Annotated in this window: 27 protein-coding genes and 3 tRNA genes; 19 read left to right on the top strand and 11 right to left on the bottom strand. The window is 54.3% G+C overall.

Features of this window, described 5'->3' with window-relative positions:
• The first annotated feature begins 6 nt into the window (after positions 1-6).
• The 4 genes from ACN28Q_RS21040 to ACN28Q_RS21025 all read left to right on the top strand — a co-directional run bounded on the left by ACN28Q_RS21040 (position 7) and on the right by ACN28Q_RS21025 (position 3,428).
• Complete coding sequence (locus ACN28Q_RS21040) at positions 7-435, top strand: dimethylsulfonioproprionate lyase family protein (RefSeq protein WP_329957375.1); 429 nt, start codon at positions 7-9, stop codon at positions 433-435.
• Between the two features lie 279 nt (positions 436-714).
• On the top strand, positions 715-1,623 hold the full coding sequence (gene gcvA / locus ACN28Q_RS21035; RefSeq protein ID WP_095848125.1) for a transcriptional regulator GcvA: 909 nt from the start codon (positions 715-717) through the stop codon (positions 1,621-1,623).
• A 68-nt stretch (positions 1,624-1,691) separates the two neighbouring features.
• The gene (locus ACN28Q_RS21030; RefSeq protein WP_095848124.1) at positions 1,692-2,519 is read left to right on the top strand and encodes an EamA family transporter; all 828 of its coding nucleotides are present in this window, start codon (positions 1,692-1,694) and stop codon (positions 2,517-2,519) included.
• Positions 2,520-2,537: 18 nt separating this feature from the next.
• Complete coding sequence (locus ACN28Q_RS21025) at positions 2,538-3,428, top strand: oxidoreductase (protein WP_095848123.1); 891 nt, start codon at positions 2,538-2,540, stop codon at positions 3,426-3,428.
• A gap of 283 nt (positions 3,429-3,711) precedes the next feature.
• Here ACN28Q_RS21025 and ACN28Q_RS21020 read toward each other — a convergent pair.
• From ACN28Q_RS21020 to uvrY, 4 genes are all read right to left on the bottom strand, one after another.
• Positions 3,712-3,787: transfer RNA gene (locus tag ACN28Q_RS21020), tRNA-Gly, on the bottom strand.
• Between the two features lie 143 nt (positions 3,788-3,930).
• Complete coding sequence (pgsA, locus tag ACN28Q_RS21015; protein ID WP_095848122.1) at positions 3,931-4,479, bottom strand: CDP-diacylglycerol--glycerol-3-phosphate 3-phosphatidyltransferase; 549 nt, start codon at positions 4,477-4,479, stop codon at positions 3,931-3,933.
• Between the two features lie 57 nt (positions 4,480-4,536).
• Entirely contained in the window at positions 4,537-6,369 is a 1,833-nt protein-coding gene (gene uvrC / locus ACN28Q_RS21010; protein WP_095848121.1) for an excinuclease ABC subunit UvrC, read from the bottom strand.
• Entirely contained in the window at positions 6,362-7,018 is a 657-nt protein-coding gene (gene uvrY, locus ACN28Q_RS21005; protein ID WP_095848120.1) for a UvrY/SirA/GacA family response regulator transcription factor, read from the bottom strand. The genes uvrC and uvrY overlap by 8 nt, the downstream gene beginning before the upstream one ends.
• A 315-nt stretch (positions 7,019-7,333) precedes the next feature.
• On the opposite strand from uvrY, the gene ACN28Q_RS21000 reads away from it, so the two are divergent.
• The 3 genes from ACN28Q_RS21000 to ACN28Q_RS20990 all read left to right on the top strand — a co-directional run bounded on the left by ACN28Q_RS21000 (position 7,334) and on the right by ACN28Q_RS20990 (position 8,482).
• A complete protein-coding gene (locus ACN28Q_RS21000) occupies positions 7,334-7,672 on the top strand; it encodes a hypothetical protein (protein ID WP_147439803.1) in 339 nt (112 codons plus the stop codon).
• A gap of 20 nt (positions 7,673-7,692) precedes the next feature.
• Complete coding sequence (locus ACN28Q_RS20995) at positions 7,693-7,917, top strand: DUF2594 family protein (protein ID WP_095848119.1); 225 nt, start codon at positions 7,693-7,695, stop codon at positions 7,915-7,917.
• Positions 7,918-8,140: 223 nt separating this feature from the next.
• Entirely contained in the window at positions 8,141-8,482 is a 342-nt protein-coding gene (locus ACN28Q_RS20990) for a GlpM family protein (protein WP_095848118.1), read from the top strand.
• Between the two features lie 416 nt (positions 8,483-8,898).
• Here ACN28Q_RS20990 and ACN28Q_RS20985 read toward each other — a convergent pair whose 3' ends face one another.
• The 3 genes from ACN28Q_RS20985 to ACN28Q_RS20975 form a co-directional block, all read right to left on the bottom strand.
• Complete coding sequence (locus ACN28Q_RS20985) at positions 8,899-9,339, bottom strand: hypothetical protein (RefSeq protein WP_131929002.1); 441 nt, start codon at positions 9,337-9,339, stop codon at positions 8,899-8,901.
• 408 nt (positions 9,340-9,747) lie between these two features.
• Entirely contained in the window at positions 9,748-10,176 is a 429-nt protein-coding gene (locus ACN28Q_RS20980; RefSeq protein WP_095848117.1) for a universal stress protein, read from the bottom strand.
• 451 nt (positions 10,177-10,627) lie between these two features.
• Positions 10,628-10,703: transfer RNA gene (locus ACN28Q_RS20975), tRNA-Lys, on the bottom strand.
• Positions 10,704-11,050: 347 nt separating this feature from the next.
• Here ACN28Q_RS20975 and cycA point away from each other — a divergent pair.
• Positions 11,051-12,451: a D-serine/D-alanine/glycine transporter gene (gene cycA / locus ACN28Q_RS20970; RefSeq protein ID WP_095848116.1), complete on the top strand. Its 1,401-nt coding sequence runs from the start codon at positions 11,051-11,053 to the stop codon at positions 12,449-12,451.
• A gap of 74 nt (positions 12,452-12,525) precedes the next feature.
• Here the strand turns inward: cycA and rutR are convergent, their stop codons facing one another.
• On the bottom strand, positions 12,526-13,176 hold the full coding sequence (gene rutR / locus ACN28Q_RS20965) for an HTH-type transcriptional regulator RutR (protein WP_095848115.1): 651 nt from the start codon (positions 13,174-13,176) through the stop codon (positions 12,526-12,528).
• A 332-nt stretch (positions 13,177-13,508) separates the two neighbouring features.
• Here rutR and rutA point away from each other — a divergent pair, with 332 nt between their 5' ends.
• From rutA to rutG, 6 genes are all read left to right on the top strand, one after another.
• Positions 13,509-14,600 (top strand): pyrimidine utilization protein A, encoded by a 1,092-nt coding sequence (rutA, locus tag ACN28Q_RS20960; RefSeq protein ID WP_095848114.1) that lies wholly within the window; start codon positions 13,509-13,511, stop codon positions 14,598-14,600.
• A complete protein-coding gene (gene rutB / locus ACN28Q_RS20955) occupies positions 14,600-15,346 on the top strand; it encodes a pyrimidine utilization protein B (protein ID WP_095848113.1) in 747 nt (248 codons plus the stop codon). The genes rutA and rutB overlap by 1 nt, the downstream gene beginning before the upstream one ends.
• Before the next feature lie 38 nt (positions 15,347-15,384).
• Complete coding sequence (gene rutC, locus ACN28Q_RS20950) at positions 15,385-15,771, top strand: pyrimidine utilization protein C (protein ID WP_095848112.1); 387 nt, start codon at positions 15,385-15,387, stop codon at positions 15,769-15,771.
• Positions 15,772-15,781: 10 nt separating this feature from the next.
• Complete coding sequence (rutD, locus tag ACN28Q_RS20945) at positions 15,782-16,609, top strand: pyrimidine utilization protein D (protein WP_095848111.1); 828 nt, start codon at positions 15,782-15,784, stop codon at positions 16,607-16,609.
• 17 nt (positions 16,610-16,626) lie between these two features.
• Complete coding sequence (gene rutF, locus ACN28Q_RS20940; protein WP_095848110.1) at positions 16,627-17,154, top strand: NADH-dependent FMN reductase RutF; 528 nt, start codon at positions 16,627-16,629, stop codon at positions 17,152-17,154.
• 469 nt (positions 17,155-17,623) lie between these two features.
• On the top strand, positions 17,624-18,943 hold the full coding sequence (gene rutG, locus ACN28Q_RS20935) for a pyrimidine utilization transport protein G (RefSeq protein ID WP_095848109.1): 1,320 nt from the start codon (positions 17,624-17,626) through the stop codon (positions 18,941-18,943).
• A gap of 32 nt (positions 18,944-18,975) precedes the next feature.
• On the opposite strand, the gene ACN28Q_RS20930 is transcribed toward rutG, so the two are convergent.
• Positions 18,976-19,893 carry a DMT family transporter gene (locus tag ACN28Q_RS20930; protein WP_095849130.1) on the bottom strand — a complete coding sequence of 306 codons (918 nt, stop codon included), beginning with the start codon at positions 19,891-19,893 and terminating at the stop codon, positions 18,976-18,978.
• 67 nt (positions 19,894-19,960) lie between these two features.
• Here ACN28Q_RS20930 and ACN28Q_RS20925 point away from each other — a divergent pair, with 67 nt between their 5' ends.
• On the top strand, positions 19,961-20,536 hold the full coding sequence (locus ACN28Q_RS20925) for a helix-turn-helix domain-containing protein (protein WP_095849129.1): 576 nt from the start codon (positions 19,961-19,963) through the stop codon (positions 20,534-20,536).
• A 139-nt stretch (positions 20,537-20,675) separates the two neighbouring features.
• Positions 20,676-21,140 carry a helix-turn-helix domain-containing protein gene (locus ACN28Q_RS20920; RefSeq protein ID WP_095848108.1) on the top strand — a complete coding sequence of 155 codons (465 nt, stop codon included), beginning with the start codon at positions 20,676-20,678 and terminating at the stop codon, positions 21,138-21,140.
• A 71-nt stretch (positions 21,141-21,211) separates the two neighbouring features.
• Here ACN28Q_RS20920 and ACN28Q_RS20915 read toward each other — a convergent pair.
• A tRNA-Ser gene (locus tag ACN28Q_RS20915) sits at positions 21,212-21,299 on the bottom strand.
• Positions 21,300-21,575: 276 nt separating this feature from the next.
• Here ACN28Q_RS20915 and yccA point away from each other — a divergent pair.
• Together yccA and tusE are read left to right on the top strand one after the other, a co-directional pair.
• Entirely contained in the window at positions 21,576-22,235 is a 660-nt protein-coding gene (gene yccA / locus ACN28Q_RS20910) for an FtsH protease modulator YccA (protein ID WP_095848107.1), read from the top strand.
• Positions 22,236-22,347: 112 nt separating this feature from the next.
• The gene (gene tusE / locus ACN28Q_RS20905) at positions 22,348-22,677 is read left to right on the top strand and encodes a sulfurtransferase TusE (protein ID WP_095848106.1); all 330 of its coding nucleotides are present in this window, start codon (positions 22,348-22,350) and stop codon (positions 22,675-22,677) included.
• A 1-nt stretch (position 22,678) separates the two neighbouring features.
• Here tusE and yccX read toward each other — a convergent pair whose 3' ends face one another.
• Positions 22,679-22,957, bottom strand: a complete 279-nt coding sequence (gene yccX, locus ACN28Q_RS20900; protein WP_095848105.1) for an acylphosphatase — start codon at positions 22,955-22,957, stop codon at positions 22,679-22,681.
• Between the two features lie 96 nt (positions 22,958-23,053).
• On the opposite strand from yccX, the gene rlmI reads away from it, so the two are divergent.
• Entirely contained in the window at positions 23,054-24,244 is a 1,191-nt protein-coding gene (gene rlmI / locus ACN28Q_RS20895; RefSeq protein WP_095848104.1) for a 23S rRNA (cytosine(1962)-C(5))-methyltransferase RlmI, read from the top strand.
• The last annotated feature ends 33 nt before the right edge of the window (positions 24,245-24,277 follow it).

Genomic DNA, 24,277 nt, shown 5'->3' with positions numbered 1-24,277 from the left:
TTAAAGATCGGAGAAATATCCGGGAATAGCGAAATATGTTCGATGCTCCGCTCATTGCTCCCTTCGTTAAGCTGGTTTTTTGGCTACAGAAAACACCCGGACTTCCCGCATCTTGAGGATAATGTAGCGTTTGCACAATTTGTCGGACCTGAAGATCTCTGGAGATCAGCCCGTTTAGCCATAGGTCTGACGCTCATCGCGCCAGAAACCCTTTACCCGGCACACAGTCATCCGGCGACAGAAATTTACCTTCCTTTGGCTGGCACAGGTTTATGGTCGATGGGGAATTCTGATTACCATCCTCGTAAACCAAGTGAGCTGATTTTTCACCGCAGTCATGTTCCACATACTACCCTGGCGCAAAAAGACCCCATTCTGGCTTTATATGTTTGGTATGGTGGTATCGGTTTGCCATCAGAATGGCAGTATGGATAGTGTGAATAACGGCAAGGCAAAGTAGTTGCCTCGAATCCACCCGCCAGACCGTTATAAAGATGATCGAACGCGGCGTACTCAAATCGGTGGACGCAGCGAGCGACGACCTTATAGTGCGCGGTAAAACCGCTCAGTTTGGGGAATTCGCATCTGATCTGACAGTCAGCCATGTGCTCATAGCTGCTCAAGTTGCTTTACTTACCACTCTGTCGCCGTATCTTTTGCAAAGGATCCGGCATATCGTGTTATGAGTATTAGCTCATTAACAGGAACAGAATGATGCGTGACCTTCCCCCTACAGCCACGCTGCGCGCATTTGAAGTCGCCACCCGCCACACGACTTTCACCTCAGCGGCGGCAGAGTTGTTTATTACGCAAAGTGCGGTCAGCCATCAGTTGAAAAACCTGGAGGAAATCTGGGGACTGCAACTTTTTGAGCGAGGGAAAAAACTTAGCCTGACGCCAGCAGGCGCTGCGCTCGCTCCCCTCGTGCGTGAATTCTTTAGCAAACTGGAAACCACGCTTGCCGATCTTCGTGAGCAAAATGGCCGGGTACGATTGCGCGTTAACACCACATATTCTTTCGCACTGAAGTGGCTGCTACCGCGCCTGCCAGATTTAGCGCGTTTGCATCCGGAGATTCTGGTGACCCTGGAGAGTACGGATAAACCCATTAACTTCGCCAGCACAGATTCCGATGTGGCGATCCGTTTCGGCCACGGTAACTATCCCGCGCTGCACACGGAATTTATGTTCCGTGAGCAACTATTTCCGGTTGCCAGCCCGGCACTATTACAGCGTTTTGGAACACCATGTGAACCCGCCGAGCTGTTGCGCTATCCGCTTCTGACACGTGAAGGTGCCGATCTGGTGCCGAAATGGGACGTCTGGTTTAAGCTGATCGGCATAAATACTGATGTGTTGCACGAAAGCGTACGCTTCGCCGACACAAATATGACGATTGAAGCCGCACTACTGGGGCAAGGCATTGCATTAGCGCGCAGCGGACACGTTGAAAAAGAGATCGGCGATGGCAGCCTGGTGCGGCTCTTTGACGTACCTTTTCCTTCACCGGCCGCCTATTACTTTGTCTGCCCAAAAGGCATCGAAATGCAGCCACACATCATGAAATTCCGTAGCTGGCTACTGGCAGAATCACAACAGGCCCAGCTCAGCTATCAATCATGAGTATTTACTCATACCTCAATGACGACACTTCACTTTTCATTCGGGCACGTGCTGTTTAGCATCAGCACATGCCTGGACACATTATGTTGCTTACATTATTCGCCGCCTTGCTGCATGCCAGCTGGAATGCCTTATTGCGCGGCGGTACTGACCGGTTGTGGTCGATGACCATCATGTGCCTGACGATAGCCCTTACCTGCGCCGTCATCGCGCTGTTTCTGCCACTGCCTGCCAGCGCCAGTTGGGCGTACGCCTTGCTTTCAGCGCTGCTGCACGTCGGCTATAACCTGTGTCTGGTACGCAGTTATCAGAGCGGAGAGCTCGGGCAAACCTACCCGATTGCGCGCGGTTCATCGCCGCTGCTGGTGACCTGCGCGGCGGCAATATTCGCCGGAGAAAAAATTGAATTTAGCACCCTTGGCGGCATCACGCTGATTTCCACTGGTATTCTGATGCTTGCCGTAACAGGGAGCAAACTGGCGATGCCTGGCCTGAAATATACCTTGGCAACGGGTGCCCTTATCGCCTCGTATAGCATAGTGGATGGTATGGGCGTGCGCCTGTCAGGCAATGCGCTCTCTTATACCGTATGGATGAGCACATTATGGGGTGTGCTGATGCCCGCACTCTATATCGCCTTACGCGACACGAAAAGTTTACTGTGCTGGCGGCCCGGTTTATTCAGTGCGGCGGCGGGGGGGCTGGTGTCGCTGATGGCTTACGGCATCATTATTTATGCGATGACGGCTGCACCAATGGGCGCAGTCTCAGCGCTGCGCGAAACCAGCGTGCTGTTTGCCGCTGTACTGGGTTATCTGTTTCTCGGCGAAACGTTAACGCTGAGAAAAATGCTGGCGTGTACGGTGATTGCCGCCGGCACACTGATGATGGGTTAATAATCAGGAGAATACGAAATGTCTGACCTTCCCACGATTGCTCTTATTGGTCCGGGTGCTATCGGTACCACCATCGCCGCTGTACTGCATGAAGTTGACCGCACGCCAGTCCTTTGCGGGCGCACCGCGCATCCGCAGTTAATTCTGCGTTACGATGACGGTGAAGTTGTGGTGCCAGGTCCGGTATTGAGTAATCCGTCGGCTATTAACCACCCGTTCGATCTGGTGTTTATAGCGGTGAAAACCACCCAGGTCGCTGACATCGCCAACTGGCTGGCCGCGCTGTGCGATGAAAACACCGTGGTATGTGCACTGCAAAATGGCGTCGAGCAGAAAACCCAGTTGGAACCCTCAGTCAATGGCGCAAAGGTACTGCCTTCAGTAGTGTGGTTCCCGGCACAGCGTGAGCCGGATGCCTCAGTCTGGCTGCGCGCCAAACCACGTCTGACGCTGCCGGATGTGCCGCAGGCAAAACGGGTCGCTGATGCGCTCAGCGGCACACGCTGCGCGGTTGAGCTGTCAACCGATTTTATCTCCATCGCCTGGCGTAAACTGCTGCAAAATGCGGTCGCTGGTCTGATGGTACTTGCGAATCGTCGTGCCGGGATGTTCTCGCGCGTGGATATCACTGAACTGGCACTGGCTTATCTGCGTGAATGTCTGACGGTAGCGCGTGCGGAAGGTGCAGTACTGGACGATAACGTTCCGCAGGATATCGTTAACGGTTTTCATCATGCCCCTGCGGATCTAGGCACTTCCATTCTCGCCGATCGCCAGGCCAACCGCCCGCTGGAGTGGGATATTCGCAACGGCGTGATACAGCGTTATGGTCACACTCATAGTATTCCTACACCTATCAGCGACGTGCTGGTACCGCTGCTGGCGGCAGGAAGTGAGGGGCCGGGTTGAAATCATTAACTACAGGAGTGTCTGCAAGACAATTACACCCTGAATCGCCACAGGTTTGAGCGATATATCCAGACTATTAAGATGGCTAAACAGTGCCCGGATGCAAGAGGCGACGACATGCCAGCGCCTCTGTAAGCACACCCGATTTTCATGTACTAATTTGTGTACTACTTCGGCGTGGTTAACGGGGGTTTTCAGTGGATTTCGCTGGAGGCTCAACAGAGCGATTAGCCTGTTGAATCAGAGAGCTACAGACTTTGGAGGACGTCTATAGAACAAGAATTGGAGCGGGAAACGAGGCTCGAACTCGCGACCTCAACCTTGGCAAGGTTGCGCTCTACCAACTGAGCTATTCCCGCATTATCATAACGCATTGATTCGTTGCTTACTTTCCGCAAACCACCGTTGCTGCCTGATGCGGTGCATTCTACTTACCTAATGCATTGAGTCAATAGAATTATTGCACCGCTGCGGCCGTTTGCCGATTTTTACAGCGTTTTGATCAGGGTTCCAGCAAATCTTTGCGTGCCGCATTCAGGTACTGGAACATTGACCAGAACGTCAGCACGGCGGCAATGTACAACAGGCCAAACGCCACATATTCCACGGTGCGATCCGGCCGCCAGAGCAAGCCGACCAGCGACATCATCTGTGCGGTGGTTTTCACCTTGCCGATCCATGAAACCGCAACGCTGCTGCGCTTGCCAATTTCCGCCATCCATTCACGCAGTGAAGAAATGATAATTTCACGCGCGATCATCGTGGCCGCCGGCAGCGTGATCCACCAGGTGTGGTAGTGTTCCGCCACCAGCACCAGCGCGATAGCCACCATCACCTTATCGGCAACCGGATCCAGAAAGGCGCCAAAGCGGGTTGTTTGTTTCCAACGACGGGCTAAAAAACCATCAAACCAATCGGTTACGGCAGCAAACACAAAAATAATCGCGCACACCATGGAAGCCCATTTGAAAGGCAGGTAAAAAGCCAGAACAAAAAATGGGATCAGCACTACGCGAAACAGGGTAAGCCAAGTCGGTATATTTAATTGCATATGCTACGGTAACTATCTGGCTGGAGTGGAAATTAAGAGTATGTTGCTACATTACCCTCAGTGTTTCAATGCATTGTGTATCTTTTCTGCCAATCCATGTGAAATACCCGGCACTTTTGCAATTTCCTCAATGCTGGCATTCAATAAAGGTTGAAGTCCGCCCATATACTTCAACAGTACCTGCCGCCGTTTCGGCCCAACGCCTTCAATCTGCTCCAGCGCACTGGTGTTCCTGACCTTTGCCCGGCGCTGGCGGTGGCCGGTGATTGCGTGATTATGCGAATCATCGCGAATATGCTGAATCACATGCAGCGCCAGGGAATCCGGCGGTAACGAAAACCCCTCGCCTTCCGGTTCGAAAAACAGCGTTTCCAACCCCGCCCGGCGATCGCTGCCTTTGGCAATGCCAATCAGCAACGGTTTGGTTTTATCCCAGGGCACGTTGAGCGCAGCGAACACGTCTTTCGCCATCCCCAGTTGGCCCTTGCCGCCGTCGATAAAAATGACGTCCGGGATTTTCTTCTCTTCCAACGCTTTGCCGTAACGCCGTTTCAACACTTGCGCCATGGCAGCGTAATCATCGCCCGGCGTAATATCGCTGATATTGTAGCGGCGGTATTCCGAGCGCAATGGGCCATTGCCGTCGAACACGACGCAGGAAGCCACCGTTTGCTCCCCCATGGTATGGCTGATGTCGAAGCACTCCATGCGGTTGATTTCCGGCAGCTTCAACACCCTGGCCAATTCCACCAAGCGTTGATGGATCGTCGACTGTTGGGATAGCTTGGTCGTCAGCGCCGTTGCCGCATTGGTGCGCGCCAGCTTCAGGTAGCGGGCGCGATCGCCGCGCGGCTTGCTCTGGATCTGGATCTTGCGGCCCGCGATATCAGACAGTGACTGCGCCAACAGATCTTTTTCCGCCAGGCTGAAATCCAGCAGGATCTCCGCCGGCAAAGTGCGCATCTGGCTGCCCTGCAGGTAAAACTGGCCGACAAACGTCTGCACCACCTCGCCCAGATCGGTATCGCCCGGCACCTTCGGAAAATAGCTGCGGCTGCCCAGCACCTTGCCCTGGCGGATAAACAGCACGTGCAGGCACGCCATCCCGGCTTCGAAGGCCACACCAATCACGTCCAAATCGTCCCCGGAACCGGAGACAAACTGCCGCTCGGTCACACTGCGCACCGCCTGGATTTGATCGCGAATGCGCGCTGCCTCTTCAAAGTTGAGCGCTTTGCTGGCCGTTTCCATCCGCGCGATCAGCTGGTGCAACACCTGTTGATCTTTGCCGGAAAGGAACAGGCGCACATATTCCACCTGCTGGCGGTAATCCTCTTCGCTGACCAACCCGGCGACACAGGGGCCCAGGCAACGGCCAATCTGGTACTGCAAACAGGGGCGGGAGCGGTTGCGGTAGACGCTGTTTTCACATTGGCGCACCGGGAACAGCTTTTGCAACAGCGCCAGCGTCTCGCGCACGGCGTAGGAATTGGGAAACGGACCGAAATATTCGCCCTTTTCATGTTTGGCGCCGCGGTGGATAGCCAGCCGCGGATGCGGATCCGCACTCAGGAAGATCAGGGGATATGATTTATCATCGCGCAACAGCACGTTGTAGCGCGGCTGGTACAGCTTGATATAGTTATGTTCCAGCAGCAGCGCTTCTGTTTCGCTGTGCGTAACCGTAACGTCTATTTGCGCGATGTTTTTGACCAGCGTCTCGGTTTTCCGGCTGCCAACCTGGGCGCGGAAGTAGCTGGAAAGACGTTTTTTCAGGTCTTTGGCTTTACCGACATAGATAACCTCAGCGGTGGCGTCATACATGCGGTAGACGCCAGGCTGGCTGGTGACGGTTTTTAGGAATGCTTTAGCATCAAAACGTTCAGTCACTGCTTAGCAACGTCTCCGCGTTGAACATGCCGTGGCGGATCGCCAGATGGGTCAGTTCGACATCACCACTGATGTTCAGCTTGCTAAACATACGATAGCGATAGCTGTTGACCGTCTTTGGGCTAAGGTTCAACTGCTCAGAAATCTCGTTCACCTTCTTCCCTTTAGTGATCATCAACATGATCTGCAGTTCACGGTCAGACAGGCAGTCGAACGGGGTTTCCGTTTGCGGCTCAAGCTGGCTTAACGCCATCTGTTGAGCGATATCGGAGGCAATATAACGTTGCCCCGAATGCACCATACGAATGGCATTGACCACTTCCTGTGGCGCAGCGCCTTTGCTTAGGTAACCCGCAGCCCCAGCCTGCATCACCTTGGCCGGCAAGGGATTCTCAGTGTGGATAGTCAACATAATGACCTTGGTATCAGGCGCATAACGCACAATTTTGCGGGTGGCTTCCAGCCCGCCGATACCAGGCATATTCATATCCATCAAGATGATATCTGCGGTATTTGCCCGGCACCATTTTACGGCGTCTTCGCCGCATTGAGCCTCACCGGCAACCTTTATGCCTTTGATATCTTCAAGAATGCGTCGTATCCCTGCGCGCACCAGTTCGTGGTCATCAACAAGAAGAACGCTAATCAAGGAAATTCTCCAAAAAAAGGGGAGTAACGCAATCAAACTCTGTTTCTTAACTAATATTACTTGTTTTTTATCAAGGAATGAATACAGATTAAAACATACTCTCAGTAAACTTTTGCGAAACAGGCCTAATTTTTAATTTTTTGGCCCTATCAAGTTAGCTAACGGTATGCGGCGGGCAAAAAATCGCCATATAAATTAACCCAATCCGCTTATCGATGCCCATAGTGCATCCACTTACCGTTTAAAACTACGCTTAAAAAGCCTAGCAAGTATGGCTTACTGATATTAACATTATACCAAAAATTTGGTAAGCAAATGATTTTTGCGGGTACCCCGCGGGTGAGCGGTACCTTCGCCGCCGCATTATTACTCCCCTATCCGGCAACGGCGCATGGAATCCTGACTGGATTAATAATTAATATCCGGCAAAAGAATAATTCATATATCAAACCATTAGTACCCTTGCGTAATAACTACAAAGATTTCCAGCAACAATTATTTTTCAAAAAATCAATGACCAGCCAATTATGGCTAATTACTGACCACGGCATGGCGCCGGTGGCGCAGCGCCCCTGTTCCCCTCAAACAGCTATGCTATACTTCATGCCAAACCGGGCACGCTGGCACAGCCGAACATTGGTGCCCCACAGTTGAAGGAAAAATCAGGAGAAAGTATGAGTAACGTTGATTTCACTACATCAGCCGATCCAGAAGCCCTGGCTGCCGAAGTCGCATGCCTGAAAGCCACGCTGACCTTAATCCTGAAGTCGATTGGCCAGGCCGATGCGGGGAAGGTTATTGTTAATCTGGAGCGCTTCATCACGCAGCTTGAAGATCCTGCACAGGCGGAAATATTCAAAAACAGCGTACTGCAAATCAAACACGCCTACCGCCAGTAGTCCCCTCCCTGGCCTGCCAACGCGCAGGCCTGTTTTATCCCCTTCAGACTTCAAGTTGCAGGTGTATTGGCTTGGTTACTCGGCTCAAAGGGGCCCGTGCCAGCGCTGTTCAAAAACGCTTTTGCGTTTTTGCCCGCAACTTGAATTCTTTTGGGGCTACCCTAATAGATTGATCTCTTATAACGTTTCAGGCAGTGTATTTTTTATTTAGCCGTGAGCCATTATGGGTATTGTTATTAAAGCGCTGATTGGCGCACTGGTTGTCGTTCTGATTGGGCTGCTGTCCAAAACCCGCAATTACTACATTGCCGGCCTGGTGCCGCTCTTCCCTACGTTTGCATTGATTGCGCACTACATCGTCGGCAGCGAACGCTCTGTCGAAGCGTTGCGAACCACCATCGTGTTCGGCATCTGGGCGGTACTGCCTTATCTGGTCTATCTGATCTCGTTGTACTTCTTCATTACCAGTATGCGTTTGCCACTGGCTCTGGGTGCCGCGGTGGGATGCTGGGTTGTAGCAGCCTGGTTGCTGATAACGGCCTGGGGCCTATGGCAGGGGCGTTAATCAAATCGGCCCTTGGCCGGGCCGCTTAGCGCAACCAACATACGTACCACATAAAATATCCGCACCATATATCAGTGCCGCCTATCATTAGCATCACGAGATAATCACTATTGTTTACCATTAATAGCGACCCTGCCACAGCACCGATAACATGCCTTATTTTCGCGGTATGGTATTGTTCACTACCCGTTTAATCTTTTGTCGCTACACGTGGCCCAGAGTAATAGCCAGATAAGATGAAAGGGCTTTTGAACGGATCATCCCGGCCAAAACCAAAGCACACAATAAGCCACGGAAAATCACCGGTTGGCACATCAACTATGCCGCTATCGTAAATAACAAGAAGAGATGACGGCGGTCACCCTAAAGAGTAGGAAAAAAACCAATGTTAGGTACTACATTCAATAAGACTTTCACTATTTATTCAGTTTCACCATCCCTTTTTCCAAATCATCCCGGAACATGCCGCCGACATAATCAAAGCCAATTTTGGTAACGTAAACGCGTGGATAACCGGATTCCGACTGTGTCACTATCATATAGCCGGCACAGGTCATTTCCGGCGTTGGGGTATTCATCCGCGTCAGCAGGCCACGCCCCCTGCACCACTGGTAAAACCGGGTGCGGCCGTACCCCAGAACCCCACCGACTTCAGAGAGGCTCTTTATTTCATTATGATTCAGGTGCAACGATAATGTTGCATTACAATCATTGTCTGCAACACCAAGTTTTCTTTTCAATGCCAGCTCCATGCAAAAACAAGAAATTAACATGAGAATTATCCGAACTTGTAATTTAGAAAAATTACAAGATAATTGCAATCTATTATCAACAATTTTATTATCGCTAAGCAGCATTTTTACGCCCACCTGGATTGCGTAGACACCTCATCTACTGTTGCGAAAAAAAGCAAACTGTATATTTTCCCCACAGAAAGTCTGTCAATAGCGATTATAGCTTGCAATATCAAGAGAGAACGGCAACATAATAAATAGTAAGATCGGCTTTAATTAATCTCACACTTCAGACCGCTTATTTGTTGTGAGAAAATAAACGTATATAAATTCCCAATATTTATTAAGCCATTATATTATTTTTATGCGAAAATTCTTAACCAGCACTTCACAAATGAAATGACTAATAATATGGCAGGAAACTATGCGGCAGCCTCTGTAAACGGCATATGCCGGTTGGAGAAAGCCGTGGGGGCAAAACGGAAAGCGCAGCTAAAGTAACAGGCCCGCGCAGCTTTGCGGGCCAGGGGATTAGCGGATGACCATTACCGAGGTCTTGGCATGGCGCACAATGGCCGCAGCATTAGAGCCAAGCAGGTAGGTTTTTACATTTGGCCTGCGTGAGCCAATCACGATCAGATCGGCTTCGATTTCTTCTGCCAACTCAATCACCTCATCGCGCGGTGAGCCAAAGCTGATGGTGTAGGACAGGCGATCCAAAGGCAGATCAATTTCCGACATGATCTTTTTCAATTTGTCGGCGGCTTTCACTTCCGCCTGGTTCTCAAACTCCTTGATGCCAAAAGAATACGCGGTAACAAACGCCGACGCATCCGGCAGCACGTGACAGAAATGCACCTTTGCATTCGACAGCTTAGCCAGATACTCCACATGCTTTAGGGCATGCTCGGTCAAAAAGTCCTCTTCAATATCTACCGGCACTAAAATGGTCTTGTACATAATCAATCCCTTCTATGACAACAGCGATGATTATAGATTACTGCCGCAGGCTGACGCCGTGAACCGCTTTGTGCCGCTTTTTGTGATCGGGATTAAACTGCGGTGCAATTAAAACGCCGCAGAAACGCCTGGGGAGAAATTGAGCGCCTGATGGCGTTATCCTGTTGGCGACAAAGCGCCGTGTTGCATAGTAAAGACCGGAAATGCAGCAATCAGCCACATTAATGACTTGAGACATACTAGGGCAAACGCAGCCGCAGCCATGGTGAAACCCGTTGTTTTCTCCGCCAGATGGGCATAAAAAAAGAGGCATCAAAGATGCCTCTTTTTTTGCTTAACCTATTGATTAAGCCTGTCTGCAAAACCGGCGAAATCGCTGCCGATTTACCCACCTGCGGCGTGCCAATAACGGGGCCACACGAGGAACAGCACCTAAGTGCTTGTTTCAAAATGGTGGGTCGTATAGGGCTCGAACCTATGACCAATTGATTAAGAGTCAACTGCTCTACCAACTGAGCTAACGACCCGTTGGCGTGGATTATTCGCTTCTGGGCGGCCGGTGTCAAATACTTTTATTCATTAGTTTTTCTCATGCGAGTTTTTTAACCACTAATCTAATCAACGAGATACTGATCACAAAGGCTGTTCATTTGCTATAGCGAGGAGTAATCTTCCGGCCCCAAGACGTCCGATTGGCCACAACCGTGTAATTATTAATCAATGTGACGAAAATCATATCGTTAAATTAATGTTACACAAGAGTGGCGTTATTGCACTACCTTACTAAAGCCGGAAACACCGGATTAAATGCATAAAAAGAGCCATTTTAGAGCTTATTATTTCACTCATGACAGGTAATACAGGACATCATCAGATGGTAGATCAATCTAAAATAACCACCGATGCAGCCACCGCATCAGAAGATAATCTCCGAAGAAACCTATCTAACCGGCATATTCAACTGATCGCTATCGGCGGCGCCATCGGGACTGGGTTGTTTATGGGATCGGGCAAGACCATCAGCCTTGCCGGGCCATCCATCATTTTCGTATATATGATCATCGGCTTTATGCTGTTCTTTGTGATGCGGGCGATGGGCGAGATTTTACTTTCCAACCTGCAATACAAATCCTTCAGCGATTTTGCCGCCGACCTGCTCGGCCCCTGGGCCGGCTTCTTCACAGGCTGGACCTACTGGTTCTGCTGGGTTGTCACCGGCATTGCCGATGTCGTGGCGATCACGGCCTATGCCCAGTTCTGGTTCCCGGGGCTTTCGCAATGGATCTCTTCGCTGCTGTGCGTGCTGTTGCTACTTGGCCTTAACCTGGCAACGGTGAAAATGTTCGGTGAAATGGAGTTTTGGTTTGCCATGATAAAAATCGTGGCCATCATCGCCCTGATCGTCGCCGGCCTGGCTATGATCGCCATGCATTTTCAATCGCCTACCGGCACTACCGCGTCGTTCTCGCACCTGTGGGATAATGGCGGCATGTTCCCGAAAGGGATCAGCGGTTTCTTTGCCGGCTTCCAGATTGCGGTGTTTGCATTCGTTGGCATTGAGCTGGTCGGTACCACGGCGGCTGAAACCAAGGATCCCGAGAACGTACTGCCACGCGCGATTAACTCGATCCCGCTACGCATCATTATGTTCTATGTGTTCTCGCTGATTATTATTATGTCAGTGACGCCATGGAGTTCCGTCGTTGCCGATAAGAGCCCGTTTGTCGAACTGTTCGTCTTAATCGGCCTGCCTGCCGCCGCCAGCGTGATCAATTTCGTGGTGCTGACCTCTGCGGCCTCTTCCGCCAACAGCGGCGTGTTCTCCACCAGCCGCATGCTGTACGGTCTGGCACAGGAAGGCGATGCGCCAAAATCTTTCGCCAATCTGTCTAAACGCGCTGTGCCGGCCAACGGCCTGACCTTCTCCTGCATCTGTCTGCTGGGTGGCGTCGTGCTGATTTACCTGATCCCCAATGTCGTGACGGTGTTTACGCTGGTCACCACGGTATCGGCCATTCTGTTTATGTTCGTGTGGAGCATTATCCTGTGCTCTTACCTGGTTTATCGTAAGAAACGGCCACAGCTGCACCAGAAATCGCGCTATAAAATGCCAGCGGGTAAACTGATGTGCTGGGTTTGCCTCGCGTTCTTTGCATTCGTGCTGTGCCTGCTGACGCTGCAGAATGATACCCGCCAGGCGCTGATGGTTACCCCGCTGTGGTTTGTCATCCTGGGCGTGGGGTATCTGCTGGTCCGCAACAAAAAAGCGGCCTAAGCCCCAGCGCTTCATAAAAAACCCGGCAATTATTGCCGGGTTTTTCTTATCTCACCCACTGCGGGAACGCGCTGCTACTTTCCCTGATGGCGCGGCATGATGCCGTTGATGATCACCTGCTGCACATTTTCGACCGTCTGCTGGAAAAAATCATCGTCCTGTAAACTTTTACCGGACACCGCCTCGACCTGCACCCAGAAATCCGCATAATGCTGGGTGGTGGCCCACAGCATGAAAATCAGATGATGCGGCTCCACCGGCGCCAGGTGCCCCTGCGCGATCCAGCGCTCAATCATGGCGGATTTCTCATCCACCAGGGTTTTCAATCCCCCCTTCAGCTGTTCCTTTAGCAACGGCGCCCCTTGGATCATTTCGAGGCAGAACAGGCGCGATGCCTGCGGATGATGGCGTGAGACCTCCAGCTTCAGCCGGATATATTCACGGATCGCCTGCAGCGGCTCTTGATCGGGGCGCAGCGCTTTCAACGGCGCCAACCACACATCAAGGATACCTGTCAGCACGGCAACATACAGATCTTCTTTGGACGGGAAATAGTACAGCAGGTTGGTTTTGGAAACGTCCGCCCGCTCCGCCACCTGATCAAGACTGGTGCCATGAATACCGTACAGGGAAAAAAACTCCAGTGCGGCATCCATAATGGTACTGCGTTTGGCGGCTACCGCGCGCGAGCGGCGCGTCGCCGGCTTTACCGATTGTTGCTTCACAGCATCTCCTTGGCGCAACCGTGATTTTCATCAGCATAACAAAGCCGATCGGCGAAACCCATGCTTTTACCCACCCCCACCGGGTATTCAGATGCACCATTTATGGGCAGGTGCGCCTATTTTTTGTGCAGATAATTTTTACCAAATGGTCTGTTTTAGACCATTCACTCAATTATTGACCTAGATCAAATTAACAGCCATTTGATTCCACTCGCTTTTCTAAAACTGGCATCGCCTTTGCAATAGCGAAACCAGCGCCGCGCAATTCGGAACCCGCAGGAAGCACTCAAGCAGCGCCTGAATCGTCCCATTTGCAGACCCGAGGTGTTCAAATGAAAATTGGTGTATTCATCCCGATCGGCAACAATGGCTGGCTGATTTCCAGTAACGCGCCACAGTACAAACCCACGTTTGAACTGAATAAAACCATCGTACAGAAGGCGGAGCACTACAACTTCGACTTCGCGCTTTCCATGATCAAACTGCGTGGCTTCGGCGGTAAAACCGAATTCTGGGACCATAACCTGGAATCATTCACCTTGATGGCCGGGCTGGCCGCCGTGACTTCACGCATTAAAATTTATGCCACCGCGGCGACGCTAACCATGCCGCCGGCCATCGTGGCACGCATGGCTTCCACCATCGATTCCATTTCAAATGGGCGCTTTGGCCTGAATGTGGTGACCGGCTGGCAAAAGCCCGAATATGAGCAGATGGGCATGTGGCCCGGCGATGACTACTTCGGCCGCCGCTACGACTATCTGGCCGAATATGTCCACGTGCTGCGCGATCTGTGGGGAACCGGCAAGTCAGACTTCAAGGGCGAATTCTTCCAGATGAACGACTGCCGCGTTAGCCCGCAGCCACAATCCGGCATCAAAGTGATCTGCGCCGGGCAAAGCGACGCCGGCATGGCGTTCTCGGCTAAATACGCCGACTACAACTTCTGTTTTGGCAAAGGCATCAACACCCCTACCGCCTTTGCGCCTACCGCCGCACGCCTGAAAAAGGCCGCGGATGCCGAAGGCCGCAACGTGGCCTGCTACGTGCTGTTTATGATTATCGCCGATGAAACAGACGAAGCTGCGCGCGCCAAATGGGAAAGCTACAAGGCCGGCGCCGATACCGAAGCGCTGGCCTGGCTGACCGAGCAAAGCGGTAAAGACACCACCTCCGGCGCCGACACCAACGTTCGCCAAATGGCCGATCCCACCTCTGCCGTGAATATCAATATGGGTACGCTGGTGGGCTCTTACGCCAACGTTGCGCGCATGATGGATGAAATCGCCACCGTTCCCGGCACCGAAGGCGTGCTGTTGACCTTCGACGACTTTATCAAAGGGGTCGAGGACTTCGGCGAACGCATCCAACCGCTGATGAAAAGCCGCGCCGATGTCGTTTCCCCCAACCGCGAGGTCGCCTGATGAAAGTTGTTGAAACTCATACCGTGGTGCGCCGCCAGGCGCCGGAAGCCGGGAAAACCGTTACCTTGCCGGCACGCCCAGAGGCGATTGCCTTTGCGCCACAGGAAACCGCGCTGATCGTCGTTGACATGCAAAATGCCTATGCCTCGCAGGGCGGCTATCTCGATTTGGCCGGGTTTGATGTCTCGGCCACCGCACCGGTGATCGCTAATATCAAACGCGCCATTGCCGCTGCCCGCGCCGCCGGCATAAAAGTGATCTTTTTCCAAAACGGCTGGGATAAACACTATGTGGAAGCCGGTGGCCAAGGCTCGCCCAATTGGCACAAATCCAATGCCCTAAAAACCATGCGTAAGCGCCCTGAACTGATGGGCAAACTGCTGGCCAAGGGCGACTGGGATTACGATCTGGTGGATGAACTGCAGCCGCTGCCCGGCGACATCGTCATCCCCAAACCGCGCTACAGCGGCTTCTTCAATACCCAGCTCGACAGCTTGCTGCGCTCCTACGGCATTCACCACCTGGTGTTCACCGGCATCGCTACCAACGTCTGCGTGGAATCCACGCTGCGAGACGGCTTTTTCCTTGAGTATTTCGGCGTGGTGTTGGAAGACGCCACCCACCAGGCCGGCCCGGCGTTTGCCCAGCAGGCGGCGCTCTACAACATCGAGACATTCTTTGGTTGGGTATCAGACGTAGACAGTTTTTGCCAGACCGTTGCAGCACCGCTCAGCCGTACGGCGTGACGGCTGCCTTTCAATCAACTTTTATTAAGGAAATCACTATGCCAAAAACCATCATTACCCCAGCAGGCACCGGCAAACCACTGGCGCCTTTCGTACCCGGCACCCTGGCCGACGGCGTGCTGTATGTCTCCGGCACGTTGGCTTTCGATAAAGACAATAACGTGGTGCATGTGGGCGATGCTGCGGCGCAAACCCGGCACGTGCTGGAAACCATTAAAAGCGTGGTGGAAGCCGCCGGGGGCACGATGGACGACGTCACCTTCAATTCGATCTTTCTTACCGACTGGCAAAACTATGCGGCGATCAACCAGGTGTACGCCGAATTCTTCCCCGGCGACAAACCGGCGCGTTACTGCATCCAGTGCGGGCTGGTAAAACCAGACGCACTGATCGAAATCGCCAGCATCGCCCATATCGGCCGTTAAAGGAGAGACGATGTATTTTGAGATCCTGGGGAAAGATACCCCGCTGGCGCAAACGGTGGTGCTTTCCGCCGGCCTGGGCGGCAGCGGCAGCTTCTGGCAGCCGCAGCTCGCCGCGCTCGGCGAGCATTTCCGGGTGATCATTTACGATCATCAGGGCACCGGGCGCAGCCAGGGCACAGTGCCGGAAGGCTACAGCATCGCCGACATGGCGGAAGAAGTGGCGCAGTTGCTGCATGCGATCGGCATCGAAAGCTATTATTTCGTCGGCCACGCGTTAGGCGGGATGATCGGCCTGCAACTGGCGCTCACCTACCCACAGCGGGTGGCGAAACTGGTAGTGGTAAATGGCTGGCCGGCGCTGGACAGCCAAACCCTGCGCTGTTTTAACGTCCGGCAGGATCTGCTGCTTAACAGCGGCGTAGCTGCCTATGTGCGCGCCCAGCCGCTGTTCCTGTTCCCGGCCGATTGGCTTTCCGCTCATGAGCAACAGTTAGCCGCAGAGCAAGCGCATCAGACCGCGCATTTTCAGGGAACGGAAACCCTGCTGCGCCGCCTGCACGCGCTGATGGCCGTGGATTTCCGCCCGCACCTGGCCAGTATCACCACACCAACCCTGGCGCTGTGTTCCCGCGACGATCTCTTGGTGCCCTACCGCTGCTCACACCAGTTGGCGGAAGAGCTGCCCCAGGGCGAGTTGGCGCAGATGCCCTATGGCGGCCACGCCATGAGCGTAACCGACAGCGAAAACTTTAACCAGATTCTGCTGGGCTGGCTGTTGAAGACACACATGCAGCCCTTACCACAGCAACCCACGCTGCGGCCCGAACAGGTACGGTAAGCAACAGGAGAAACACGATGCAGTCAACGGCCCTTTTCACTACGGCGGCGCTGCCGCCCTGTGTGGAAAAACAGGATTTCCGCGATACCATGGCGCGCCTTGGCTCAGCGGTCAATATCATTACTACCGACGGCCCGGCGGGGCGCGCCGGGTTTACCGCATCGGCCGTTTGTAGCGTGACGGATACGCCGCCAACGCTGCTGGTGTGCCTGAACCGTTCGGCCTCGGTATATTCCGTGTTCCAGCAAAACCAACGGCTGTGCGTCAATACGCTGGCGGCGGAACATCAGTCGCTGTCCAACCTGTTTGGCGGCAAAACGCCGATGGATATGCGTTTTTCAGCCGCACGTTGGGCAACCCTGGCGACCGGCTCACCGATCCTGCTCGGCGCGCTGGTCTCCTTCGATTGCCAAATAACCCAAACGGTCAGCGTCGGCACTCACGACGTGCTGTTCTGCCAGGTCGTTGATGTGGTGCGCAATGACGAAGGGCATGGGCTGGCCTATTTCGATCGCCGTTATCACGCGCTGAAGGCTCCCGTTTAGTGCCCCTCACCCCAACCCTCTCCCCGTGGGAGAGGGAGCAGTGCGGCGATAAGGGTAACAGGCGGAGTTTCATACCGCCCCCTCACCCCAACCCTCTCCCTATGGGAGAGGGAGCAGTGCGGCGATAAGGGTAACGGACGGAGTTTCATGCCGCCCCTCACCCCAACACTCTACCCATGGGAGAGGGAGCAGTGCGGTGATAAGGGTAATCGGCGGGGTTTCATACCGTCCCTCACCCCAGCCCTCTCCCCATGGGAGAGGGAGCAGTACGGCGATAAGGGTAACAGGCGGAGTTTCATAACGTCCCTCACCCCAACCCTCTCCTCATGGGAGAGGGAGCAGTGCGGCGACAAGGGTAACAGGCGGAGTTTCATGCAGGCACGATACTCCCCCTCTCCCCGCGGGAGAGGGCTGGGGTGAGGGGCTGTCAAACCGCATTTCATGCAAACCACACACTCTGGAGATGACAATGGCGAATACCTGGTTCCCCACATGGCGTATCAAGCAAGGTAATCTCGATGGCACGGTGGTCGCACCTGACGAACGGCTGCCGCTCGGCCCCACGCTGGTAATGGGGCTACAGCATGCCGTCGCGATGTTTGGCGCCACGGTACTGATGCCATTGCTGATGGGCTTCGATGCCAACCTCGCAATCCTGATGTCGGGTGTCGGCACCCTGCTGTTCTTCCTGATCGTCGGTGGCCGGGTGCCCAGCTATTTGGGCTCCAGCGCGGCGTTTGTCGGGCTGGTCATCGCACTTACCGGCTACAGCGGCCAGGGCGCCAACCCCAATATCGCACTGGCGTTGGGGGGTATTATCGCCTGCGGCCTGCTTTATACCGTGATTGGCTTTATTGTCATGAGCGTTGGAACGCGCTGGATTGAGCGCCTGATGCCGCCGGTCGTCACTGGCGCAGTGGTGATGGCGATTGGCCTTAACCTGGCGCCAATCGCCGTGCGCAGCGTCTCCGCGTCAAGCTTTGACAGTTGGATGGCGGTCGTCACCATCCTGTGCATTGGTTCAGTGGCGGTTTTTACCCGCGGATTGATGCAGCGGCTGCTGATTTTGGTTGGGCTGATCGTCGCCTACCTGCTGTATGTCGTCGTCACTAATGGTTTGGGGATTGGTAAACCCATTGATTACACTGCGCTAAGTCAGGCGGCCTGGTTTGGCCTGCCAACCTTTACCGCACCAGCATTTGACGCCCACGCCATGCTGTTGCTGGCCCCTGTCGCCGTGATTTTAGTGGCGGAGAACCTTGGCCATGTTAAAGCCGTCGCCGGTATGACGGGGCAAAACCTGGATCCCTACATCGGCCGGGCCTTCGTGGGCGACGGGTTGGCGACCATGCTGTCGGGCTCGGTCGGCGGCACCGGCGTCACCACCTATGCGGAAAATATCGGCGTGATGGCGGTCACCAAAATCTATTCCACGCTGGTGTTCGTCGCTGCAGCGATCGTGGCTATCGTGCTCGGCTTCTCGCCCAAATTTGGCGCATTGATCCACACCATCCCCGGCCCAGTGTTAGGCGGCGCCTCCGTGGTGGTCTTCGGGCTGATCGCTGTTGCGGGCGCCCGCATCTGGGTGCAAAACAAAGTGGATTTAAGCGATAACGGCAACCTGATTATGGTGGCAGTCACGCTGGTGCTGGGCGCTGGCGACTTTGCGCTGAGTATCGGCGGGTTCACCATGGGTGGGATCGGCACCGCGACCTTCGGCGCCATTCTGCTCAATGCGCTGTTGCGCAACCGCAAAATATTGCCGTTGGCCGATGGTTCAACACGTTAAAAGAGAGGTTAGGGCGTGCGCTTGCCGCCGCCCTACTCCGCCACAATCGCCTTTTTGGCCTTGCGGCGCAGGCGCAATTCGCTGACGATCACCCCCAGCACAATCAGCACGCCGCCCAGCAACGCCACGCCCGGCAGGCGTTCACCGGCAATACGGCCGACGATCCCCGCCCATACCGGTTCGCCAGCATAAATCACCGTGGCGCGCGTTGGCGAAACGCTGCGCTGCGCCCAGTTCATGGTCAACTGAATAAGCGCAGTAGCGATGCCCAAGCCCACCGAGCTATACAGCAGATAGTTGGAATACGCTGGCAGGCGCTCACCGGCGGGAGCCATCATCAAGAATGACAGCAACGACGCGGTGGCCAGTTGCACAATGGTGACCCGCTTGATGTTAACCTTGCCGGCAAAGGCGCCGATCAGGATAATTTCCGCCGCCACCGCCAGCGCACTGACCAAGGTGGCTATTTCGCCAAAGCTCAGAGAAATCGAAGTGCCATCCGGCCCGGCCAACAAGATTAGCCCGGTAAACGCCAACAGGATCCCCAGCCACGCCATAATGCCGGGGAAGCGGCCGAGCACCAGCCACTGCAACAGCGGGACGATAGGCACGTACATCGCCGTCATAAAGGCCGACTGGCTGCTGCTGATGGTTTGCAAGCCCACGCTTTGCAGGCCGTAGCCGCACATGATGGCAATGCCGATAAACACGCCGGCCCGCAGCTCATACCACGTCAGCCCACGCAGCGCCTTTAGCGAGAACAAAAGCAACGCCAGGGCCGCGGCGCCGAAGCGCAGACCGACAAAAAAGAAGGGGCCGCTCACCAGCATGGCATGCTGGACCACCAGAAAAGTCCCGCCCCAGATCATCGTAATGAAGATCAGTATCGCTTCTTGAGGCCGGATAGTCAGAAACAGGTTTGGAATAGAGGATTTTTTTACCACCGCCACAGTATTGCCCTTCATACAGAGTGCAATATAATGCACAACTGTTGCCAGTATGGGGCAAAGCCTGCAAATGAGCAATATAATGCACAATGGTAATCACGAACCGCCCAAGGTTCTACAATATCTAAGCAGTAACTTGCGCAGTTATCGCCGCCAGGCGGGGTTAAGCCAGGTGGCATTGGCGGAGCTTTCCGGCGTTAGCCGCCGCATGCTGGCCGGTATCGAAGCCGGGGATCGCAACGTTAGCCTGGCAGTGCTGGATAAACTGGCGGAAGCGCTGGGCGTCTCCTTCAGCCACCTGATCCAGGCGCCGGAAGCACGCGGCGATTTTTTGGTCGGCGAGCTGGCCTGGCAAGGCAAAGAGGCGCAAAGCCAAGCGCAGCTCAGCGCCAGCGTGCCGGCGCATCACCGGGTGGAGCTATGGGAATGGTCTTTGATGCCGGGCGAGCGCTATGATTCCGTTCCCGATGCCGAAGGCTGGCATGAAATCCTCTACGTCCTGGAAGGCATACTGACGCTGCAGTTGGAAAACCGCACTCTGACGCTGTGCCGTGGTGAAACCCACGTATTCAACAGCAATCAGCAATACGCCTATTGTAATAACAGCGGCCAATTGCTGCGGTTTATCCGCAACGTCACGTTCTGAGCGGCTTGTCGCCTGGGTGTCACCTTGCTGTCGTGGCCGATTAATCATCAGCGGTTACACTCATGGTTATTTTCAACCGGTACAGCACGGCAACGGTTCCGCCGTGGGAACGCCGCCGCTATTCAGTCAGGAGTATGCCATGCAACACTACAACATAAGGGAATTGCGCTTAGCCAAAGGGTGGTCGCAGGAACAGCTGGCCACTATCGCAGGGCTCAGCACCCGGACTATCCAGCGCATTGAGAATGGCCACCAGGCCAGCCTGGAAACGCTCGGCGCCATTGCGGCAGCACTCGGGATGCAGGTGTGCGATCTTACCCGCCAGGCGCCAGAACAAACGGCCTGGAGCGCAGCGGAATTAGCAGCCCGACGCCGGGTAGAAAACGAAGGCCTGCTATTGAGCAAGCTATTACGCTTTGTGATCTTGAGCCTGATCCTGCTGGCCATTAACGGCATTACCCAGCCGCAATACTGGTGGTCGCTATGGGCGATCGGCGCCATCGGGCTGGGGTTGGTCATGCGCGCCGCCCGCACGCTGGTGCTGCGCGATGCGTTGCAACGCTGGCAAACGCGGCGCCTGGCGCAAAAGCTCAAACAACTGTGACATAAGCGCCCCGCCGTTAACCGGCAGATACAAAAAAGCCCCAGGCTTGCGATAAGCCTGGGGCTAAAATATGGCGGAGGAGCAGAGATTCGAACTCTGGAACGGTTTCCCGTCGACGGTTTTCAAGACCGTTGCCTTCAGCCACTCGGCCACCCCTCCGTAACGAAGCGCACTATAAACATAGCAGATCCACTTGTAAAGACTGCCCACGTTCAACCGCACGAAAAACCAGCACACCCGGCGCAATTACGCCCATTTGCCATGATGATCGCGGCTACCGGCCGGGAACCCCGAAAGGGTGAACAACATCGTGCTTTTTCGTTGGGTTGCCACAATGATAACTAACGGTAAAGATTGGTAAACAAACTTTAATCAAATGCTTGCACTGCCTATCATCGTGATTAATTTTGTGATGACCTGATAAGAGAGATCATTATGGACCGCACTATCGTCTCATCCTCCTCGCGTGGCTCGCTGCTTAGTACGCATAAAGTCTTGCGTAATACCTATTTCCTGCTTTCGCTGACGCTGGCCTTTTCCGCACTGACCGCCACCGCCAGCACCCTGCTTGGCCTGCCTGCGCCAGGGTTGCTGCTGATGCTGGTCGGCTTTTATGGCCTGATGTTCCTGACCCACAAACTGGCTAACAGCCCGGCGGGCATTCTGGCGGCTTTCGCCCTGACCGGCTTTATGGGCTATACGCTGGGGCCTATCCTCAGTTCCTTTATCGGCAGCGGCGCAGGCGATCTGATCATGCTCGCACTGGGCGGCACCGCGCTAGTGTTCGTCTGCTGCTCTGCCTACGTGCTGACGACGCGCAAGGATATGTCTTTCCTGTCCGGGATGCTGATGGCCGGCTTCGTTGTGCTGTTGGTTGCGGTGATTGCCAACCTGTTCCTGCAAATCCCGGCGCTGCACCTGGCGATCAGCGCGCTGTTTATCCTGTTCTCCGCCGGCGCCATCCTGTGGGAAACCAGCAACATTATTCACGGCGGCGAAACCAACTACATTCGCGCTACCGTCAGCCTGTATGTTTCGCTGTACAACATGTTTATCAGCCTGTTGAGCATCTTGGGCTTTGCCCGCAGCAACTGATAACCGGCTTGTACGGCATAAAGCCCCGCTCACCCGAGCGGGGCTTTGTTTTTGGCGGCGGCAAAATTTGCTAGACTGCCGGGCGTGATGAATTACCCGTTAACGAGGCAGTATGTTGGAGTTTGAAGGCCAGATTATCGCTACAGATGCGCAAGGCTACCTGAAGAACAGCGCCGACTGGCACGAGGAGCTGGCGCCGATATTGGCCGCCCAGGAAGACATCGTACTGACGGAAGCCCATTGGGAAGTCGTCAGATTCGTGCGCGATTTCTACCAGCAGTTTAACACTTCGCCGGCGATCCGGATGTTGGTGAAGGCGATGGCGCAAAAATACGGTGAGGAAAAAGGCAATAGCCGTTACCTTTATCGCCTGTTCCCGAAAGGCCCGGCCAAACAGGCGACGAAAATCGCCGGCCTGCCCAAACCGGTCAAATGCATTTAGCTTAATAGCGGATGCTGAACCCTGAATACGCCGTTATGCCGCGCGGCTCTACTAACAGACGTTCGATTTTAGCGTTGCGCGGCCCGCCGTTTTTCAACCAGATCGTCAATTGGTCGACCTGCTCCGCGTCGCCACACACCACCACCTCTACGCTACCGTCGTCCAAATTACGGGCATAGCCGGTCAGCCCCAGTTCCGTCGCCTGCTGCTGGACGCTGTAGCGAAACCCTACCCCTTGCACAACGCCATAGGCGTACGCGGCAATACAAATTTGTGTCATAATCGGCTCCTTTGCTGTAATCGTACTTGTTATGGCATGCCTATGTTTTACCACAGGTATGCCGTTCTTTTTACCTAGTTGGCTGCATACTTAATTATGACCGTACGTCTGTTTCTCGCCAAAGGCCGTGAAAAATCCCTACTCCGCCGTCACCCGTGGATCTTCTCAGGTGCAGTGCAACGTATTGAAGGGAAAGCCTTTTCTGGCGAAACCATTGATATTTGCGATAACCAGGGCAAATGGCTGGCGCGTGGCGCCTATTCGCCGCAATCGCAAATCCGCGCCCGAGTCTGGACATTCAAACAAGATGAAGCCATCGACACCGGGTTTTTTATCCGCCGCCTGCAACAAGCGCAAGGCTGGCGTGACTGGGTGGCGAAACGCGATGGCCTGAATGGCTACCGCCTGATCGCCGGCGAATCCGATGGTTTGCCGGGCATCACCATCGATCGTTTCCAGAACTTCCTGGTGCTACAATTGCTGTCTGCCGGTGCCGAATATCAGCGTGACGCGCTGGTTGCCGCGTTGCAGCACTGTTACCCCGATTGCGCCATTTACGATCGTTCCGACGTTGCCGTGCGGAAAAAAGAAGGATTGCCGCTGGCGCAGGGGCCTGTGCTGGGCGAACTGCCGCCGGCGCTGCTGCCGATTACGGAACACGGCATGAAACTGCTGGTAGATATTCAGCAAGGGCATAAAACCGGCTTTTATCTCGATCAGCGGGACAGCCGCCTGGCCGCGCGTAACTATTCCGCCGGGCGCCGCGTACTGAACTGCTTCTCGTATACTGGCGCTTTCGCCGTTTCTGCGCTGATGGGCGGTTGCGAACAGGTGATCAGCGTTGACACCTCACAGGCAGCGCTGGATATCGCCAGGCAAAATATCGAATTGAACGGCCTGGATCTGCAGCGTGCTCAGTTTGTGCGTGACGATGTGTTCCAACTGCTGCGCAACTACCGCACACAAGGGGAAAAATTCGATCTGATCATTATGGATCCCCCCAAATTTGTCGAAAACAAGAATCAGTTGGCGAGCGCATGCCGCGGCTACAAAGACATCAACATGCTGGCCATGCAATTGCTGAATCCGGGGGGCATTTTGCTGAGCTTCTCCTGTTCCGGGCTGATGCCGACTGACCTGTTTCAGAAAATCCTGGCCGATGCCGCGTTGGATGCCGGCTGTGATATGCAGTTTATCGAACAGTTCCGCCAGGCGGCCGATCACCCGGTGATCGCCACCTATCCGGAAGGCCTGTATCTGAAAGGGTTTGCCTGCCGCGTGATGTAACTTGAAATCGCCCGCTTTTGCCCACATATATAG

Source organism: Gibbsiella quercinecans (genome assembly GCF_002291425.1).
Lineage (GTDB): Bacteria > Pseudomonadota > Gammaproteobacteria > Enterobacterales > Enterobacteriaceae > Gibbsiella > Gibbsiella quercinecans.
The sequence above is the reverse complement of the archived record's forward strand: the minus strand, read 5'-3'. Positions and strand labels throughout refer to the sequence as shown.

Coding starts and splice junctions, on each gene's coding strand:
- gcvA (WP_095848125.1), top strand. CDS start 715: ATGCGTGACCTTCCCCCTACAGCCACGCTGCGCGCATTTGAAGTCGCC.
- ACN28Q_RS21030 (WP_095848124.1), top strand. CDS start 1,692: ATGCCTGGACACATTATGTTGCTTACATTATTCGCCGCCTTGCTGCAT.
- ACN28Q_RS21025 (WP_095848123.1), top strand. CDS start 2,538: ATGTCTGACCTTCCCACGATTGCTCTTATTGGTCCGGGTGCTATCGGT.
- pgsA (WP_095848122.1), bottom strand. CDS start 4,479: ATGCAATTAAATATACCGACTTGGCTTACCCTGTTTCGCGTAGTGCTG.
- ACN28Q_RS21000 (WP_147439803.1), top strand. CDS start 7,334: ATGATTTTTGCGGGTACCCCGCGGGTGAGCGGTACCTTCGCCGCCGCA.
- ACN28Q_RS20995 (WP_095848119.1), top strand. CDS start 7,693: ATGAGTAACGTTGATTTCACTACATCAGCCGATCCAGAAGCCCTGGCT.
- ACN28Q_RS20990 (WP_095848118.1), top strand. CDS start 8,141: ATGGGTATTGTTATTAAAGCGCTGATTGGCGCACTGGTTGTCGTTCTG.
- ACN28Q_RS20985 (WP_131929002.1), bottom strand. CDS start 9,339: ATGCTGCTTAGCGATAATAAAATTGTTGATAATAGATTGCAATTATCT.
- ACN28Q_RS20980 (WP_095848117.1), bottom strand. CDS start 10,176: ATGTACAAGACCATTTTAGTGCCGGTAGATATTGAAGAGGACTTTTTG.
- cycA (WP_095848116.1), top strand. CDS start 11,051: ATGGTAGATCAATCTAAAATAACCACCGATGCAGCCACCGCATCAGAA.
- rutA (WP_095848114.1), top strand. CDS start 13,509: ATGAAAATTGGTGTATTCATCCCGATCGGCAACAATGGCTGGCTGATT.
- rutB (WP_095848113.1), top strand. CDS start 14,600: ATGAAAGTTGTTGAAACTCATACCGTGGTGCGCCGCCAGGCGCCGGAA.
- rutC (WP_095848112.1), top strand. CDS start 15,385: ATGCCAAAAACCATCATTACCCCAGCAGGCACCGGCAAACCACTGGCG.
- rutD (WP_095848111.1), top strand. CDS start 15,782: ATGTATTTTGAGATCCTGGGGAAAGATACCCCGCTGGCGCAAACGGTG.
- rutF (WP_095848110.1), top strand. CDS start 16,627: ATGCAGTCAACGGCCCTTTTCACTACGGCGGCGCTGCCGCCCTGTGTG.
- rutG (WP_095848109.1), top strand. CDS start 17,624: ATGGCGAATACCTGGTTCCCCACATGGCGTATCAAGCAAGGTAATCTC.
- ACN28Q_RS20925 (WP_095849129.1), top strand. CDS start 19,961: ATGAGCAATATAATGCACAATGGTAATCACGAACCGCCCAAGGTTCTA.
- ACN28Q_RS20920 (WP_095848108.1), top strand. CDS start 20,676: ATGCAACACTACAACATAAGGGAATTGCGCTTAGCCAAAGGGTGGTCG.
- yccA (WP_095848107.1), top strand. CDS start 21,576: ATGGACCGCACTATCGTCTCATCCTCCTCGCGTGGCTCGCTGCTTAGT.
- tusE (WP_095848106.1), top strand. CDS start 22,348: ATGTTGGAGTTTGAAGGCCAGATTATCGCTACAGATGCGCAAGGCTAC.
- yccX (WP_095848105.1), bottom strand. CDS start 22,957: ATGACACAAATTTGTATTGCCGCGTACGCCTATGGCGTTGTGCAAGGG.
- rlmI (WP_095848104.1), top strand. CDS start 23,054: ATGACCGTACGTCTGTTTCTCGCCAAAGGCCGTGAAAAATCCCTACTC.